Genomic DNA, 15,625 nt, shown 5'->3' with positions numbered 1-15,625 from the left:
CACTTTTTTTAAAGGGGCGAGGACAGCGTGAAGACGAGAGAAGACGTATTAGAATGGTTATCGCAATTGTTAGCATTTGGTATCAAACCGGGACTAAGTCGGATGGAAGCATTGCTTGCCGCGTTGCAGATTGATTCGGACGCCGTCCCGACAATCCATGTCGCCGGAACGAATGGAAAAGGATCGACGGTTGCTTTCCTGCGAGAGATGGGAATGGCAGAAGGCTTACGGATTGGGACGTTTACATCCCCGTATATCATTCAGTTCGAGGAACGAATCATGCTGAACGGAGTGCCGATTGGTGAAGTAGATCTTGTCAGTGCAGCTAATGCAGTGAAGCAAGCAATGACGAAGGTCGATTCGACGATTGGTACAGTGACGGAATTCGAAGCATTGACGGCACTTGCCTTCTATCATTTTAATCAGATCCGTCCTGATTTCGTCATTTACGAGGTCGGACTCGGAGGACTTTATGACTCGACGAACGTACTGAAGCAACCGATTGCTGCCATCATCACCTCGATTGGTCACGATCATCAAGCGATTCTCGGAGATACGCTCCAAGAGATTGCCTTACAGAAGTTCGGCATCATCAAACAAGGGACGTCGGTCATCGCCGGGAAACTGCAAGAGGAACTGACGGTGCCGTTGATGGCCTATTGCGGCGACCGGGCGGCGACGTTGAAATGGAGCCAGGAAGCCATCCTCTCTTACCGGCTGAATGCGACCGGGACATGGGCGACATATGAAGGGATTCCGGAAACACGACTCGGGCTCGAAGGGCATCATCAAGTCGAAAATGCAGCGAACGCCGTCGTCTGTGCAAAGAAACTCGGTTGGTCAAATAAGGCGATTCGCCGGGGTCTCCGCAACGCCAAACATCCGGGACGCTTTGAAATCATTTCCCGCAAACCACGGATTATTTTAGACGGTGCCCATAATCCGGAAGGGGTTAAAGCGCTCGTCGACCGCCTAAAACAGGAAACGTTGCCCATCGTCATCCTTTGTTCCATCCTGCGGGATAAGGATCGCCTTGCGATGATTAGACAATTTCAGGAAGTGACACCGACAATTTATGAGACGACGTTTGATTTTCCGCGTGCCCGGTCGCTTAACGAACTGCAGGCAGACGGTGCACAAGTCACGGAGCTCGATTCGTTTTTGTCCGAATATGAGGGTACGGATCAGGTACTCGTCGTGACGGGATCGCTCTACTTCATCAGTACAGTCCGTGAAAAATTAATCGGACAACGTTTTACAAAAAAGGGAAAACCGTGAAAGTCCTTGTATACTAAAAGTGGGGTAATATAGTCCTAGCTTTTATGACCTTACAACGAGGAGACGATGGAAGATGAAGCGTTGGTTACGTCTGTTTTTAGTCAGTGTATTAATCTTTACAAGTTTTAGTTATATACAAGAAACACATACGAACGCCGCGACCGGAGAAAAATTCAAGATTCTTGAGATTCGCGACGATTGGTCGACGACGAACCGGATTGATCCGAATACCGTAGTGACGTCGCTTTTGACCGGGCTCGATTTGAGCCGTTACGAAATCAAGATGATGACCGTCAAAGAACTGAACGCGTCACGCTTCCCGTTAGATGGCGCTTTTGATGCCGTTGTCTTTGATCCATCAGTCTTTTCCGGAACGGACCGATATGCGATGGCTGTATCGGATACATCACAAAATCACAATACGAGCAAAATCGAAAACGATATCACGAAGTTAAAAGGAAATGAAATCGTCAGTGGCTTCATTAACAAAGGGCTGCCAGTCTTTTTTCATCCGGACGTATTGACGCAGACAGGTAGTAATTTTAATGCGATCTTCAAAAATATCAAATCCAATGCGTTGATTGCCTATACGGACAGCCAAACGGTCGTCACGAAATTAAATGGACAAAAAATCATTCGTCCACGGCTTGAGACCGTTACGGTCAATCAAAATGGGACAGCGTTGACAGGTATCGATAAAGGAAAGACGGCCGTACCAAACGTTCCCGTTAATTTTGCCTATACGACGACGCTTGAAAATACGAACCAGTTAGCCCAACTCTACATCGATTTTGATAGTAATGATCAGTTCGAAGAGTCGGAAAAAGTCGATGAGAAACCGGCGGCAAAGACCGGTACATTAAGCTATAATTTTGACGCCCCGAGTTATACAGGGCCGCGGAACTGGATGATTCGCGTCAAGAGCAGTGACGGACTGACCGACTATAAAACGGGCAGTTTTTTAATGAAGGATCAGGTCGCGGAAGCAAAAGTTTTACAAGTAACGCGAACAGGTTCGACAGGATCAATCAATGGCTTCATGAATACAGGTACGTTATTGACAGAGACCGGCTATTATGACTTTAACGTCGAAGTCATGACGGCAGCTCAATTTAATAGTGACTATGCTTCGAAAAAATTAAATACAGCGTATGACCTGCTGATTTTTGGATTTCAGGATTCATATGGAGCAGCATCATTAAGTAACGATGCGGCAAACGCCATCCTTGATTTCACGAACACGGGACAAGGATTGATGCTGTCACACGATACGATTTTCCGTCCGAATAAGTCATCAAAATCGGAACTCTTTTGGGAAGAAAAGTTCGCCGGTCTCGCCGGACAAAAGAACTTTACGAACATGGGGTACGGGGCGAAACGGACATCGACTAAAGCAGTCAAACAAAATGCCGGTGTCATGACATCCTATCCGTTTATGTTAGCGGATGAAGTCTCAATCGCAACGACACATGACCAATATTTCGGTCTCGATTTAGAGCAGCCCGATTTGATTCCGTGGTATAACATTCGGGAAAACAAAGTGGACGTCGATACGACGACTCAAAACGCGGGTCGTACCATCGGCGATGCCCGTAATCATTACTACATGTATACAAAGGGCAATGTTACCTACTCCGGTGCAGGTCATACGACAAGTTTTAATCAACAGCAGGAAAAAGAGCTGTTTTCGAATACGATGTACCGTGCTTTCATCGGTGCCAACCATAAACCGCTCATTAAAAATGTCTTGCCGGACAGCCGAGCAAGTTATTTAGACAATGAACCGATCACGGTATCTTATAAGGTCAACGATTATGATTTACGGGACCGAGAATTAAAAACCCGGATTTATATCGATGATGAAAAAGTCTATGAAAACAACAAACTAAAAAACAATTCATTCGTCAGCCAAACATTTGATGCGAAACTAACAGGCAAAACGACGGCAACGATCCGAATCGAGGCCGAGGATCAACGGGGTGCTAAAACGATTGAGACACGGACCATCCAAGTCGTCCAGCCGTCATCTTCAGCACCGTTTACGTTATCACGGTCGATTGACCCGGCGACAATTCCCCAAGGCGAAACAGCAACGATTACGTATACGGTCAAAACAACACCGATGGTCCAAAAAGATGCCATCGGAAATAACGGATACATCATGGGGCAATTTTCAGTGACGATGGAAGATATCTTATTTACGGAAAACTTCCCGAGTAACGTCGAAGTGGTTTCGGCGACCGGACTTGGTGGGGTCAAAGTCGTCAATCAAAAATTGACAGGAACTGTACCTGACATCGAATACGATGAAGAAATCGAAGGACTTCAAAAAGGGTTATGGATTGCAAAACCGTCTGAGTTGACCTTTACCGTCAAAGTGCGGGCGAAGGATGCGGCCGGTGTCCATGAGTTCGATAAAAAAAATAACATGATTGTATCGACGAAGACGGTCTACCGCGACAAGAAAAACGGCGGTGGCAAATCGAAGTCGTTCGCAAACGACGATCAATCCTTCCCGACCCTTGGATATGCGTTATCGACGCCATATGCGACGAGAGCCCAAATTCCGGCTGTCCGGATTGATCTTAATACACCTTCCTATAAAGTTTTACCGGAAATCAGCCCGGCAGGCAGTCAGTACGGGACGTTAAACTGGTCGGTCGCGGACACGAGTATTGCAACAATCGATCCATCGGGAATCATCATCCCGAAAAAAATCGGAACGACAGAGATTAAATTGATTGTTCCCGTTGCGAATGGACGTGAGTTAGTCGCGACTTCGAAGTTGACGATCAACGATGTCTTTAAAGGATTAATTGTCAGGGATGTTCCTGACGTTTTATACGTCGGACAAACGAAAGCGATGACGGGCGAAGCAGCCATGTTGTCCGGGACGGATGCACCGATTAAATGGCTTGTGACGAACAACGATTTAGTCGAGGCTAGCGGTCTGACAACAGATGAGTTATCGCTAACAGGAAAAAAACCAGGCACAATGACCGTTCAAGCCGTTGTTCCGGCATCGAGCGGCAGCACAACCTATTTAGCACAGTCGCAAGTCTATACGATTGAAGTCAAATTACCGGAACTAACCGTAACACCGAATACTCTAGAGTTATGGGTCAACACGACACAAGATGTCACGGCGACCTTTACACCAAGTATTCAGTTACCGTTCACCGTTTCGACGTCTAGTCCGGCGATCGAACTCATCCAAACGGCGGCTGGTTACACAGTCAAGGGAATAACGGGGACACCGGCTGGTCCAGTCGACGCTTTGTTGGAACTTCGAGATTTTACAGCGACACAAGCTATCACGAAAATCATGGTGCGTGAAAATCCAACTGATTTGACGGCGAACGATTTGACACTTTCCATGCAGGATGTTCAAAAGCAGCCTGTCTTGAACTGGTTACCTGTGACGGCGACAGAGCGTTTTTATCGTCTAGAAGTGCTCCAAGGAAAAGAGTATGTGAAGGTTGATTCATCGGCACAAGCCTTAAAACCGATTCGCCCAGGTGTCGCACGTGTCAAAGTGACGGCATTAAAAGCAGATCAATCGGTTCTTGAAGTCATCAAAACCGGTGCGACGGAGAAACAACCGTTGACGGCGACCTTTAAAGTGACGATTTCTTCTGAAGGTTCAAGCACTTCACCAGATACGGATGTCTATTAAGTGACGGGGGAAATGACGTGAAGAAAAAACAAATCATTAGCGTCGTTCTCCTGTTTCTAATCGGAATTGGAGTAACGACATACTTGTTGATTGAACAGCGAAACCAGCAAGCTTTTGAAAAGAGTATCGATACGTCAGATGTTAACGCATTTGCGTCAGCAGTCGAACACGTTTCTTTATCGACAAAAGACCGGAATCAGTACATTCAGCAGTTCCAAGAAGCACTCGACTATGAAAAAGCACTCGTTTTGCTGGACGACAAGAGTGTGAAAAATCAAGTGAACTGGTTTTATGTCGCCCGGTTCGGACCAGCTTCTGTAGTCAAGCAATGGCTTGATGCGGGAGCTTCCGTCGAGCAAACGAATGAGCAGCAACAGACAGTCCTGCATGTTGCGACGAGTATCAACCGATCGGCAGATGTCTATGCCTTATTCATCAAACGGGTGTCTGCTAAAGAAATCAATCTACTTGACCAATATCGGAATTCAGCTTTATATTACGCGACGATCGATCAAAATGAGCCTGTAATCGAAATGTTGCTCGCAGCTGGAGCAAATCCGAATCTCGGAGAGAATCCCCCGATTTATGAGGCAGTAAAACAAAATCGTCGGGATATCTATCAGTTGTTAAAAAAGCATGGTGCTCAAGTCAAGCAGATGGAAGTCAAAAAGATTGCACGTGCATATGGTGCGACATCATTTAAATGAAAAAAAACACGACATCGCGTGATGTCGTGTTTTTGTCTATCCTCAAGGCATGGTTCGTTTCGGGGTCTCGACATACATTTTGACGGCGCGGCTAAGTGGAAGCATCGCTGTCGGATTTTTTAATACACTTGCGTCATACTTTAGGCGAAGACGGGATTTTTCCGCTTCAGCAGATTTTTTGAGTGCCATTAATTCTTCAAGCGCTGTTACATCTTGCGGAAACTGATTTTCTGGTAAATCAAGTTGTCCACGGTACGCATTGACTTCGAGTTGTCCTTTCGTAAAGATTCCACCTTGGAGGTTCATCGTCGAGCCAACAGAATAAATTCGGTTTAGTGAAGTTGCGTCACTATAGAGAAACGCATTCATGTCTGGTGCATCTGTCTTGGGTGTCGAAAATTTATTGACCCGGTTGATTGTCAATGTGCCTTTACTGAGCAAAATCAATGTATTTTGGTTCGTAGAACTGGTAATCCCTTGAATGTTGGCATCGTCGAGACGGCTCGATCCGGTCGAGAACATCGTCGTAGCAAAACTGACGTTTCCACGAATCAATAAATTACCGAGTACGACGATCGGACGTTTAATCTCAAGTGGTTGCGTGATCGGGTTCAGCGACGAAATCGTCAAGTTACCATCGATGATTAGCGGTTCAGGCGATTCCTTGACGATATCATCAGTGATGGTCACGGTGCTTTGTTCCGCTGGGGAGGGGACGATGATTTGTTTTTTTGTACTTAACTCATTTAAAAATGGCCCGGTCAACACGGATCGTTCGATTGGTGGGGACATTTGGTCTTTTAAGTAATCAGACAAAGTGGCAAGCGAGATATTACTCGGAATGTCTAAGAAGTCGTTCAGTGCGAATTCGAAGTCAAATGGAACAAGTGTATCTTTCGTTGAGACGAGGGCGGTTTTGACCGCGGGATCAAAGACGGTCTGATCGCAGGGTAAAAAATCATCGCACGCTAACAGCGGTTCGTTTTGCGGCTGAAAGACACGGACCTGTCCATCGATATAAGGGTGGGCTAATTTATCCGTATAACGCCCTGTTTGACCGTTGTAGACGAAGTTCGGGGTCGCGGAAACTTTGAGTGCTTCCCGTGAGAAGACATTTCCTTCAATCCGTGGCGCACCGTTCAGGACGACTTGATTATCAGACCCTAATGTATAGTACAAAAAACTGGGGATGGCCGATAAATAGACACGCTGTGTATACGCTTTTTTGACGGTCGGTTGATCGCCTTTTGTCTCTTCAACGTGAGCCGTCAAATCCAGCGCTTTGACGCGGGCATTCGAATCGTCTTCATTGACTTCGACCGTGACGTTCGGCGCCGATGTTGTTAGAGGCAAAACGATTTGATTCGGAATGTCTGCGAACAGTTGCTTTGAGGAACTCGTCGGTGTGGCGTTACTTGTCGTTGCGACGATTTTTTGGAGGGCAGCAATCGCTTGGTCAAGTTCATTTTGAGTCGCTGTATCGACTTTGATGTTCGCCCCGCGTATTTCCGTCAGGCGCGTCGATTGGAGACTGACACCGATCGTTGCGATTGCGAGGACGGACAAGACGGTCAACGTCACGAGGACGAACAAAAGTGTGTAACCTTCTTCTGATTTTTTCATAATTAGTCCTTTCTGAACTAAAATCCAATCGTGCTCTTCAACGTTTGCGTTTCTTCCTGATCTGTCGACTGAATCCGTAACGTCATCGTCAAAATGCCATGGATGACGTATCTGCCCTGGTAGTCACCGGTCGTGATGTCGACGTACTCGGGACTTGAAATCGTGAAGGTTTTTTGAATCTCAGTTTGATCATCTACATTTTCGAGTGGTCCTTCATAAACAAGTGTGTCACCGTCGAGGCGCTCTGCCGTAAAGGTATATGTGATCGGATCCACGGTGACTTCGTTTTGCTGTTCAAGATTTGCATTAAAGGGGATGAATCCGGCAGACCGCTCGAGTAACTCGGAATCCGTGCTCAAGCGTGGGGCCGTTTTTTGATAAAAAGCCAATTCTTTTGCCTGATCGACACGAATCGCATCAAAGCCTGTGATTTCATTTAATATCAATCCGACAGAACTGTCGGCTTCACTCCTGAGCTCGCTGATGATCCCGGTCGCTTGAAAACTTTTTGTCCCCGAGATGAAGACCGTCAAGATGACACCACTAAATATCGCGGCGATGACGATCGCAACCAGGAGTTCGACGAGCGAAAATCCTTCAGTTCGTCGAAGGGAAACTTTGATTAAGCGTCGCATTCGTAATCGATCCCTTCAATGATGTAATCGGTTCGTTTTGACCATCTAAATAGACATAGACATATAAATCGAGCAGGTTCGGATTTTCTTCACTATCGATTTTGTGTGGCGTGACGCTAAATTTAACGTCGAACGGCAGATTATTTATCTCAGCATCATTGAAGATTGAGTCACAAATAGCCGATACACCACATGACGGCGTGTTCGGTGTCGGTATGGTATAGGCACCATTTAAATAGGGGACTCCTTCCGTCTGTTCAGCGAGGCGGTCAAAGGCGAACGGTCCCGTCTCGGACTCGATTGCTTCCCGTTCAATATAGGAAGCGGCATTTTTGGCCAGATAATTAGCGAACGTCAACTCCGTGCTCTTGCGAGAAGCGGATAAAGACTGTGAAAAAATACTGATGAGTGATACGGAAATGATCGAAAGAATCGTAATGCTGACTAATACTTCGATTAAGGAAAAGCCTTGTTGCTCGTCTTGCATGGATGCACCTCTTATCCGATTCAATATGAGTTATCAGTTCGAAAATGAAAAACGGTATGTATTCACGTAGGATGAAAGTTATTGTCAGCTAGGACTTATGTTTCATCATAATATTCATTATAATGGAAATACTAGACACCTGAAATGGTTATTTCAAACGGAAAGGAAACAGATGATGATAAATCTTAAGCGTTTTGCAGTACATACTCTTCTTTTAGTCCTATTGATTGTCTTAATCTATGTTCCTTCATTCGCGCTCATCTCCTTCACGGGCCAAGCGACTGTCAGCGAAAAGTTCTCTGACAGTGCACGGATTGCATCCGTCCCAGTCGGCGGGATGACGCGTGACGAAGCGAAACCGAAAGTACAAAAAGCGATTACGACCTGGTCCAACATGACGCCTTTAACGATGGGAACAGGTGAAGAGACGACACCGATCCCGACAACACTTGTAACCTTTAAAACGGATCAAGCAATTGAAGCAGCCTCGTTAAAAAAAGGGGGCAAGTTATCAGTAAGTATGGATGACGCCGCAATCGAGGACTATTTGTCGACGCAACCGGTCGCCTATACGGCGGAACAGACGACACAGTTCAAGACATGGCTTACAAAGATGAGCCGAGAGTTAAAGGAAGGAAACTATGATCCGACTACGATGACCGTAGCAACGGGAACGGATGAAGTCGTTTCATCGATTTCCTTTACGACACGATCAGCAGCAGAAGAACAAATGGTCGAAGCCATGACCCAGGTAGAACTAAAGGCCGGACAATTGATGAACACAAAAACGTACGGAATGGATCCTGTAGCTGCTTCATATATTGGAAGTAAATTGTATGAGTTATTCGCCAAAACACCGTTTGAAATCGTCGAACGGATGCCGCACGATCAATTACCGGACGATATCACACTCGGTTACGATGTCCGAATTGATGAAAAAACAGATTTTGCCGTGCGGAATACGCAAGCGAGCAGCTACCAACTCGTTGCGACGAAGACGGGTAGTGACGTGACACTTGAATTGCGTGGAACGCCATTCAAAGAGACGGTGACTGCCGTACTTGAGGGAGAAAAATCGATTCCTTACCGGACGATCACCCGTTATTCCGCGACGTTATCTGCCGGAACGACAAGTGACACACAATCCGGTGAAGATGGCAAATCGATTGAATTGTACCGCCTTATCAAATCAAATAAAGGCGAACAAAAAATCCTGATTGCACTTGATTTTTATGCAGCGACACCGGCCATCGTGATGAAAAGCAGTCAAACGGAGCAAGCCCCGGTCGTCACACCACCTGCTGAAGAGAACCAAAACGAGACGGATCCGACTGATGATGAATCTGATACGACGGATCAAACCGACCCAGAGTCGGATGTGACAGGTCCAGATGCACCGACATCACCGGATACACCGACGTCACCCGATACACCAGATACTCCAACAGACGGAGACCCTGCTTCTCCCGTCGAAGGTGATACAGCGGAACCGGCAGTCGGTTAATTCAGATTAGAAAAGAGGGGATTGTATGAACTGGACAGATTTATTGGTTGAACTCGGAATCATCGTCGGACTAGCGACGATTATCTGTGGCTTGATGTTTGCCGTTCAAATTCCATTTATCGCGACGACACGGGCGAAGGTTATTCTTTCGGTCACGGCACTTGTGCTCGTCGTCGCACTATATCTGCTCGTCAAATTCGATTGGATGATGAATCCGTTTGTCATCGCAGGATATGTCGTCACCCTTTTGGTGGCGACTGCGGTGACGAGTACGATGGATGAAAAACAACAACAACGACCGACAGCACTTGATGAAGAAGAAACATGGCACGCGGAAGGGTGACGAATTAAATGGCGATGAAACGGAAACGTCTCGGGGAGATGTTACTTGAAGAAAGCCTCGTGACAGAATCACAGATTGATGAAGCACTGACGGTCAAACGGCCGACGGAAAAATTAGGCGATGCCCTGTTACGTCTCGGTCATTTGACAGAACAACAATTACTCGAAGCACTTCACCACCAGTTAAAGATTCCGATCATTCAGTTGTATAACTACCCGGTCGATGTCGCGGTCACGAAGCTGATTTCAAAAGAACTTGCCCAGCGGCACACACTCGTCCCAGTCTACCGGGAAGGAAATCGTCTGTTTATCGCGATGGCAGATCCGCTCGACTTGATTGCGATTGATGACCTGCGTCTACAGACCGGGTTGATGATTGAAGTCGGGATTGCGACCCGTGACGAAATTCGCCGGACGATTTTAAAGTATTATGATATCGATTCGTCACTGCGTGAATTACTTGAATCCGATGAAATGATGGAGGCGGACGCGACCCGGGATGTCGTGACGCGCGAAGATGCACCGATCATTCGCCTCGTCAATCAAATTCTTGAGAACGGAATTTCCCAACGTGCGTCCGATGTCCACATGGACCCGCAAGAAACGTCATTATCGGTCCGGATTCGGATTGACGGGGAGCTTCGGACGGAAAACAACTATCCGAAGCAGATTCAAAATATCTTGACGACCCGGATTAAGGTCATGAGTGAACTCGATATTACGGAGTCGCGCCTGCCGCAAGACGGACGGATTAAGTACATATACAATGGACTGGCCTACGATTTCCGCGTCTCGACGTTACCGACCGTCTACGGCGAAAAAGTCGTCATCCGGATTCTTGATAGCTCGAACTCGAATATCTCGATTTCAAAAATCGGCTTCAGTGAACGAAATGAATCCCAATTCCGTGACATGCTGAAACGTCCGAACGGCATCATTTTGATTACAGGACCGACCGGATCCGGGAAATCGTCGACGTTGTACGCGGCACTCAATGAATTAAATGATGAAACACGGAACATCATCACGGTCGAAGACCCTGTCGAGTACCAAGTCGACGGTATCAATCAAGTCCAGGTCAACAGTAAAATCGGGTTGACGTTTGCAAGTGGATTACGTTCGATCTTACGACAAGATCCGAACGTCGTCATGGTCGGAGAGATTCGTGACATTGAAACAGCAGAAATTTCAATCCGGGCGTCGTTAACCGGTCACCTCGTCCTCTCGACATTACACACGAACTCGGCGATTAGTTCAATCACCCGGCTGATCGACATGGGAGTTGAACCATTCCTTGTCGCGGCATCGGTCACAGGCTTGATCGCGCAGCGGCTCGTCAGACGTGTCTGCCGTGATTGCGGGGAAGTCCAGCCGCTCTCAAAACGTGAGCAGGAATTGTTTGAACAAGAAGGCATCGAAGCGACGACCGTCATGCGGGGACGCGGGTGCTCATCATGTAACATGACCGGATACCGGGGACGACTCGCGATCCAGGAAGTCGTCATGATCGATGAAGTACTCCGCCGGATGATCATGAACCAATCGACGGAAAGCGAAATCACGCTGTACGTCAAGTCACAAGGTCAACGTTTCCTGTTGGCAGACGGACTGACAAAAGTCGCCCAAGGGATTACGACGACGGAAGAAATCTTACGGACGGTGATTTCTGAATGAGTAAGATGGAACGGGCACAAATTGAAGACATTCTCCGGTCCTCGAAAGAAAAAGGAGCGTCCGACGTCCACTTGACGGCGGGTTCGCCACCGGTCTTCCGTGTCAACGGCGTCTTGACGGCTTTTGGAACAGATAAATTAAAACCGGTCATCATCGATGGCTTTGTCCGCTCCTTGATTACGGACGAAATGTACCTGCAGCTCAAACAGGATCGTGATATCGATTTTTCGTTTGGTGTGACGGGTGTCGCCCGATACCGCGTCAACTGTTTTTATCAGCGCGGCGCACTTTCGATGGCATTTCGGACGATTCCGACCGAAGTCCCGACGCTCGAACAACTGTCGTTACCACCGGTCTTGAAACGGTTCTTGACGAAGCCGCATGGCTTGATCCTCGTCACCGGACCGACGGGGTCAGGAAAGTCGACGACACTTGCTGCGATGATTAACGAAATCAACCAGACGATGTACAAACGGATCATCACGCTCGAAGATCCAATCGAGTATTTGCACAGCCATCAAAAAAGTTTGATTGATCAACGGGAAATCGGCATCGATGCGCCGCGGTTTGCGAGTGGACTCCGCTCGGCGCTCCGCCAGGATCCGGACGTCATCTTGCTCGGGGAGATGCGCGACTTGGAGACGATTTCAACAGCCGTCACGGCAGCGGAAACAGGACATCTCGTCTTTGCGACCGTCCATACGTCGACGGCCGCGTCAACGGTCAGCCGTATCATCGACGTCTTTCCGTCCGAGCAACAGGACCAAATCCGGGCGCAACTGGCGAACGTTTTAGCCGGTGTCGTCTCACAACGTTTGATGCCACGGTCAGATGGATCGGGACGTGTCGCGGCGCTTGAAATCATGGTCGAGACGCCAGCCGTGTCGAACTTGATTCGGACGGGCAAGGAATATCAAATCCAGTCTGTTTTGCAAACCGGAAAACAATATGGGATGCAGACGATGCAAATGGCATTACAAGACTTAGTTAGTCGGGGACTGATTCCAGCATCAGCCGCGACACCTTACATATCGGGGTGAGCAGATGGCAGTATTTATCTATGAAGGTCGGACGATGGCTGGAAAACGGAAAAAAGGCAAGATTACGGCATTGACGAAACGGGAGGCGGCAGAACGCCTCCGAACGGATCAAATTGCCGTGACGTTACTTGAGAAACAAGAGTCAAAAGGCTTGAACACGGAAATCACATTTTTAACGGCAAAACCAAAAATCGAACATCTCGTCATGTATGCCCGGCAGTTTGCGACGCTTGTCCGCTCGGGGGTTTCAATCGTCAAGGCAACGGAAATCTTACGCAAGCAGACGGAATCGAAACCGCTCGAACGAGCCCTCGTCGAAGTCGAGGATGACTTACGAAGTGGGATTCAGTTCTCGCAAGCGATTGAAAAACATCCACGTGTCTTCGATACGTTTTTCGTCAGTATGGCGATGGCGGGAGAGGCGAGCGGGAACTTAGAAGAAGCACTCGATAACATCGTCACCCAGCTTCAAAAACAATATGAAATTAAACGGAAAGTCATCTCGGCGTTGATTTATCCCGCTGTCGTCTCGATTGTCGCAATCGGGGTCGTCGTCTTTTTGATGCTGAACGTCGTCCCGACGTTTGCGTCGATCTTCGACCAACTCGGGAGTGAACTGCCGTTAATCACGAAACTCGTCGTAGCCGTGTCCGATTTTTTTGTTGCCTATTGGTGGGTCTTGTTGCTTGCCGCCTTCGGACTGCTCGGGCTGCTCTACTTTAACTTAAAAAATGAACGGCAACGGGTCATCTTTGACCGTGTCCTGTTGATGTTGCCGGTCTTCGGACCTTTGATTCAAAAGTCGCAAATCGCCTTGATGACCCGTGGACTGGCCGTTCTGCTGAATGCGTCCGTCCCGATTCTTGCGTCGCTCGACATCACGGAACGGATCGTGACGAACCGTGTCATCCGTAAAGGGATCGCAGCCGCGAACGAAGCGATGTCACGCGGGATTCCGATGCACGAGCCGCTGGAAAAAAATAAATATTTTCCGCCGCTTGTGACGCAGATGATTGCGATCGGTGAGGAGTCGGGGCGCCTCGACTCAATGTTGACGGAAGTCGCAGACTTTTATGAGACGGAGGTCGAGACGACGACGGACCGCTTGAAATCCATCATCGAACCGTTACTGATCGTCGTGCTCGCAGCAATCGTCGGTGTCATCGTCATCGCCGTCGTCGTTCCGATGTTTAAGATCTATTCCGACATCCAAGGCGAATAACAACTGTAAAAACATTTACCTGTTGTATAAAAAAGACATTATTCACAAAAATTATGGTGCTACTATAATAGTAATCATCTGGATAGTATTACCTATACATCACACTTAAAAAGCACTAGGGAGGAATACTAAAATGTTAGAACGGTTAAAAGAAATCTGGTTAGATGCAAAACAAATGCGCGATGAGCGTGGCTTGACGTTGATCGAGTTACTCGTCGTCGTCGTTATCCTCGGAATTATTGCCGCAATCGCGGTAGTAGCGATTGGTGGATTGATTGAGAACTCGCGTAAGGATGCGCAAGTATCAAATGCGAAACAATTAGTGAGTGCAGCGAAATTGAAGGTTGCAGCAGATGCAGCTGGAATAAAAAAAGATGATGTTTTATACTTTATTGGTGACCCGAGTACAACAGAAGATAAAAATTCTTTGGATGAATACATCGATTCGATGAAAGATCCAATGAACAGTGATAAGGCTTATAAACAAGCATCTGTAACAATTGGTCAGCAAGAAAATGGTAAATTTACTTATACGGTTACTATGATTGGTTCGAACGATAAGAAATATTTTGAAGGTGAATCTTCTTCTGAATTAAAACGATCAGCAATTAAATAATCAAACAAAATCAGCCCCCACCTCGGGGGTTTTTTTCTGAAGTTTTTTAAGAAAGGAGCCTAGTCATGACAATCGTTTTTACGGTCTATTTTTTCATTATTGGCATGCTGATTACGTCGTTCACGAACGTCGTCGGTCTGCGGATTCCGCTTGGGGAATCGATCGTCCGTCCCCGGTCGCATTGTCCGAACTGTGGACATGTCCTTGGTCCACTCGAACTGACGCCGGTCATCGGCTATCTTGCTTTACGCGGAAAATGCCGCGACTGCAAGCAGCCGATCTCCGCAAAGTATCCGGCACTGGAATTGCTTGGCGGCGTGCTGTATGCCTACGCCTTTTATCAGTTCGGCTGGTCGATGCAATTTGTCTTGACGCTGATTTTGACAAGCCTGTTATTCATCCTCGTCATGTCGGATCTCGCCTACATGCTCGTCCCGAATAAAATATTGCTGTTCTTTTTACCGATTAGTCTGATAGTTCGCTACCTTTCCCCACTCGAGAACTGGTATAATCCAATTATTGGTGGGATCGTCGGTTTCGGCTTACTGTTCGTCATCTTTTTGGCGTCACGCCAAGGGATGGGGGCAGGGGATGTCAAACTGTTTGGTTTACTCGGGATTTTTCTCGGACCACTCGATGTCGTGATTGCGTTATTTGTCTCGGCGTTTGTCGGTTCGCTCATCGGTTTGACACTACTTGGATTAAAACGGATCGAACGGAAACAACCGATTCCGTTTGTCCCCTCGATTGCCATCGGGACTTTACTAACTTATTATTTCGCGGACGATTGGGTAACGTTATATCTTAATCTGTTCCTATGA

13 protein-coding genes are annotated in these 15,625 nt (G+C 47.4%); 10 read left to right on the top strand and 3 right to left on the bottom strand.

From position 1 onward, the window contains the following. Positions 1-27 precede the first annotated feature (27 nt). From KNQ04_RS01155 to KNQ04_RS01145, 3 genes are all read left to right on the top strand, one after another. A complete protein-coding gene (locus tag KNQ04_RS01155; RefSeq protein WP_214846747.1) occupies positions 28-1,278 on the top strand; it encodes a bifunctional folylpolyglutamate synthase/dihydrofolate synthase in 1,251 nt (416 codons plus the stop codon). A gap of 73 nt (positions 1,279-1,351) precedes the next feature. Beyond that, a complete protein-coding gene (locus KNQ04_RS01150; protein ID WP_214846746.1) occupies positions 1,352-4,954 on the top strand; it encodes a DUF5057 domain-containing protein in 3,603 nt (1,200 codons plus the stop codon). Positions 4,955-4,971: 17 nt separating this feature from the next. Further along, a complete protein-coding gene (locus tag KNQ04_RS01145) occupies positions 4,972-5,661 on the top strand; it encodes an ankyrin repeat domain-containing protein (protein WP_214846745.1) in 690 nt (229 codons plus the stop codon). A gap of 42 nt (positions 5,662-5,703) precedes the next feature. Here KNQ04_RS01145 and KNQ04_RS01140 read toward each other — a convergent pair whose 3' ends face one another. The 3 genes from KNQ04_RS01140 to KNQ04_RS01130 are packed head-to-tail and all read right to left on the bottom strand — an operon-like array spanning position 5,704 to position 8,406. Continuing rightward, positions 5,704-7,284: a type II secretion system protein gene (locus tag KNQ04_RS01140; protein ID WP_214846744.1), complete on the bottom strand. Its 1,581-nt coding sequence runs from the start codon at positions 7,282-7,284 to the stop codon at positions 5,704-5,706. Between the two features lie 17 nt (positions 7,285-7,301). Beyond that, positions 7,302-7,919: a PilW family protein gene (locus KNQ04_RS01135; protein WP_214846743.1), complete on the bottom strand. Its 618-nt coding sequence runs from the start codon at positions 7,917-7,919 to the stop codon at positions 7,302-7,304. Then, complete coding sequence (locus tag KNQ04_RS01130) at positions 7,882-8,406, bottom strand: prepilin-type N-terminal cleavage/methylation domain-containing protein (protein ID WP_214846742.1); 525 nt, start codon at positions 8,404-8,406, stop codon at positions 7,882-7,884. Before KNQ04_RS01130 ends, KNQ04_RS01135 begins: the two co-directional genes overlap by 38 nt. A gap of 175 nt (positions 8,407-8,581) precedes the next feature. On the opposite strand from KNQ04_RS01130, the gene KNQ04_RS01125 reads away from it, so the two are divergent. The 7 genes from KNQ04_RS01125 to KNQ04_RS01095 all read left to right on the top strand — a co-directional run bounded on the left by KNQ04_RS01125 (position 8,582) and on the right by KNQ04_RS01095 (position 15,625). Next, positions 8,582-9,910: a VanW family protein gene (locus tag KNQ04_RS01125; RefSeq protein WP_214846741.1), complete on the top strand. Its 1,329-nt coding sequence runs from the start codon at positions 8,582-8,584 to the stop codon at positions 9,908-9,910. 25 nt (positions 9,911-9,935) lie between these two features. Further along, positions 9,936-10,253: a hypothetical protein gene (locus KNQ04_RS01120; protein WP_029331064.1), complete on the top strand. Its 318-nt coding sequence runs from the start codon at positions 9,936-9,938 to the stop codon at positions 10,251-10,253. Between the two features lie 8 nt (positions 10,254-10,261). After that, on the top strand, positions 10,262-11,926 hold the full coding sequence (locus tag KNQ04_RS01115; RefSeq protein ID WP_214846739.1) for a GspE/PulE family protein: 1,665 nt from the start codon (positions 10,262-10,264) through the stop codon (positions 11,924-11,926). After that, entirely contained in the window at positions 11,923-12,966 is a 1,044-nt protein-coding gene (locus KNQ04_RS01110; protein ID WP_214846737.1) for a type IV pilus twitching motility protein PilT, read from the top strand. Before KNQ04_RS01115 ends, KNQ04_RS01110 begins: the two co-directional genes overlap by 4 nt. A 4-nt stretch (positions 12,967-12,970) precedes the next feature. Next, positions 12,971-14,188, top strand: coding sequence for a type II secretion system F family protein (locus KNQ04_RS01105; protein WP_214846735.1), 1,218 nt, complete (start codon positions 12,971-12,973; stop codon positions 14,186-14,188). 133 nt (positions 14,189-14,321) lie between these two features. After that, the gene (locus KNQ04_RS01100) at positions 14,322-14,804 is read left to right on the top strand and encodes a type II secretion system protein (protein ID WP_214846734.1); all 483 of its coding nucleotides are present in this window, start codon (positions 14,322-14,324) and stop codon (positions 14,802-14,804) included. A 65-nt stretch (positions 14,805-14,869) separates the two neighbouring features. Then, positions 14,870-15,625 carry a prepilin peptidase gene (locus KNQ04_RS01095; protein ID WP_214846733.1) on the top strand — a complete coding sequence of 252 codons (756 nt, stop codon included), beginning with the start codon at positions 14,870-14,872 and terminating at the stop codon, positions 15,623-15,625.

This window comes from Exiguobacterium sp. s193, assembly GCF_018618755.1.
Lineage (GTDB): Bacteria > Bacillota > Bacilli > Exiguobacteriales > Exiguobacteriaceae > Exiguobacterium_A.
This window is presented reverse-complemented; position numbering and strand designations above follow the sequence as displayed.

What these genes read in the sequence shown, in the direction of transcription:
- KNQ04_RS01120 (WP_029331064.1), top strand. Translation starts at nt 9,936, where the DNA reads ATGAACTGGACAGATTTATTGGTTGAACTCGGAATCATCGTCGGACTA.
- KNQ04_RS01110 (WP_214846737.1), top strand. Translation starts at nt 11,923, where the DNA reads ATGAGTAAGATGGAACGGGCACAAATTGAAGACATTCTCCGGTCCTCG.
- KNQ04_RS01135 (WP_214846743.1), bottom strand. Translation starts at nt 7,919, where the DNA reads ATGCGACGCTTAATCAAAGTTTCCCTTCGACGAACTGAAGGATTTTCG.
- KNQ04_RS01130 (WP_214846742.1), bottom strand. Translation starts at nt 8,406, where the DNA reads ATGCAAGACGAGCAACAAGGCTTTTCCTTAATCGAAGTATTAGTCAGC.
- KNQ04_RS01100 (WP_214846734.1), top strand. Translation starts at nt 14,322, where the DNA reads ATGTTAGAACGGTTAAAAGAAATCTGGTTAGATGCAAAACAAATGCGC.
- KNQ04_RS01115 (WP_214846739.1), top strand. Translation starts at nt 10,262, where the DNA reads ATGGCGATGAAACGGAAACGTCTCGGGGAGATGTTACTTGAAGAAAGC.
- KNQ04_RS01095 (WP_214846733.1), top strand. Translation starts at nt 14,870, where the DNA reads ATGACAATCGTTTTTACGGTCTATTTTTTCATTATTGGCATGCTGATT.
- KNQ04_RS01105 (WP_214846735.1), top strand. Translation starts at nt 12,971, where the DNA reads ATGGCAGTATTTATCTATGAAGGTCGGACGATGGCTGGAAAACGGAAA.
- KNQ04_RS01140 (WP_214846744.1), bottom strand. Translation starts at nt 7,284, where the DNA reads ATGAAAAAATCAGAAGAAGGTTACACACTTTTGTTCGTCCTCGTGACG.
- KNQ04_RS01125 (WP_214846741.1), top strand. Translation starts at nt 8,582, where the DNA reads ATGATAAATCTTAAGCGTTTTGCAGTACATACTCTTCTTTTAGTCCTA.
- KNQ04_RS01150 (WP_214846746.1), top strand. Translation starts at nt 1,352, where the DNA reads ATGAAGCGTTGGTTACGTCTGTTTTTAGTCAGTGTATTAATCTTTACA.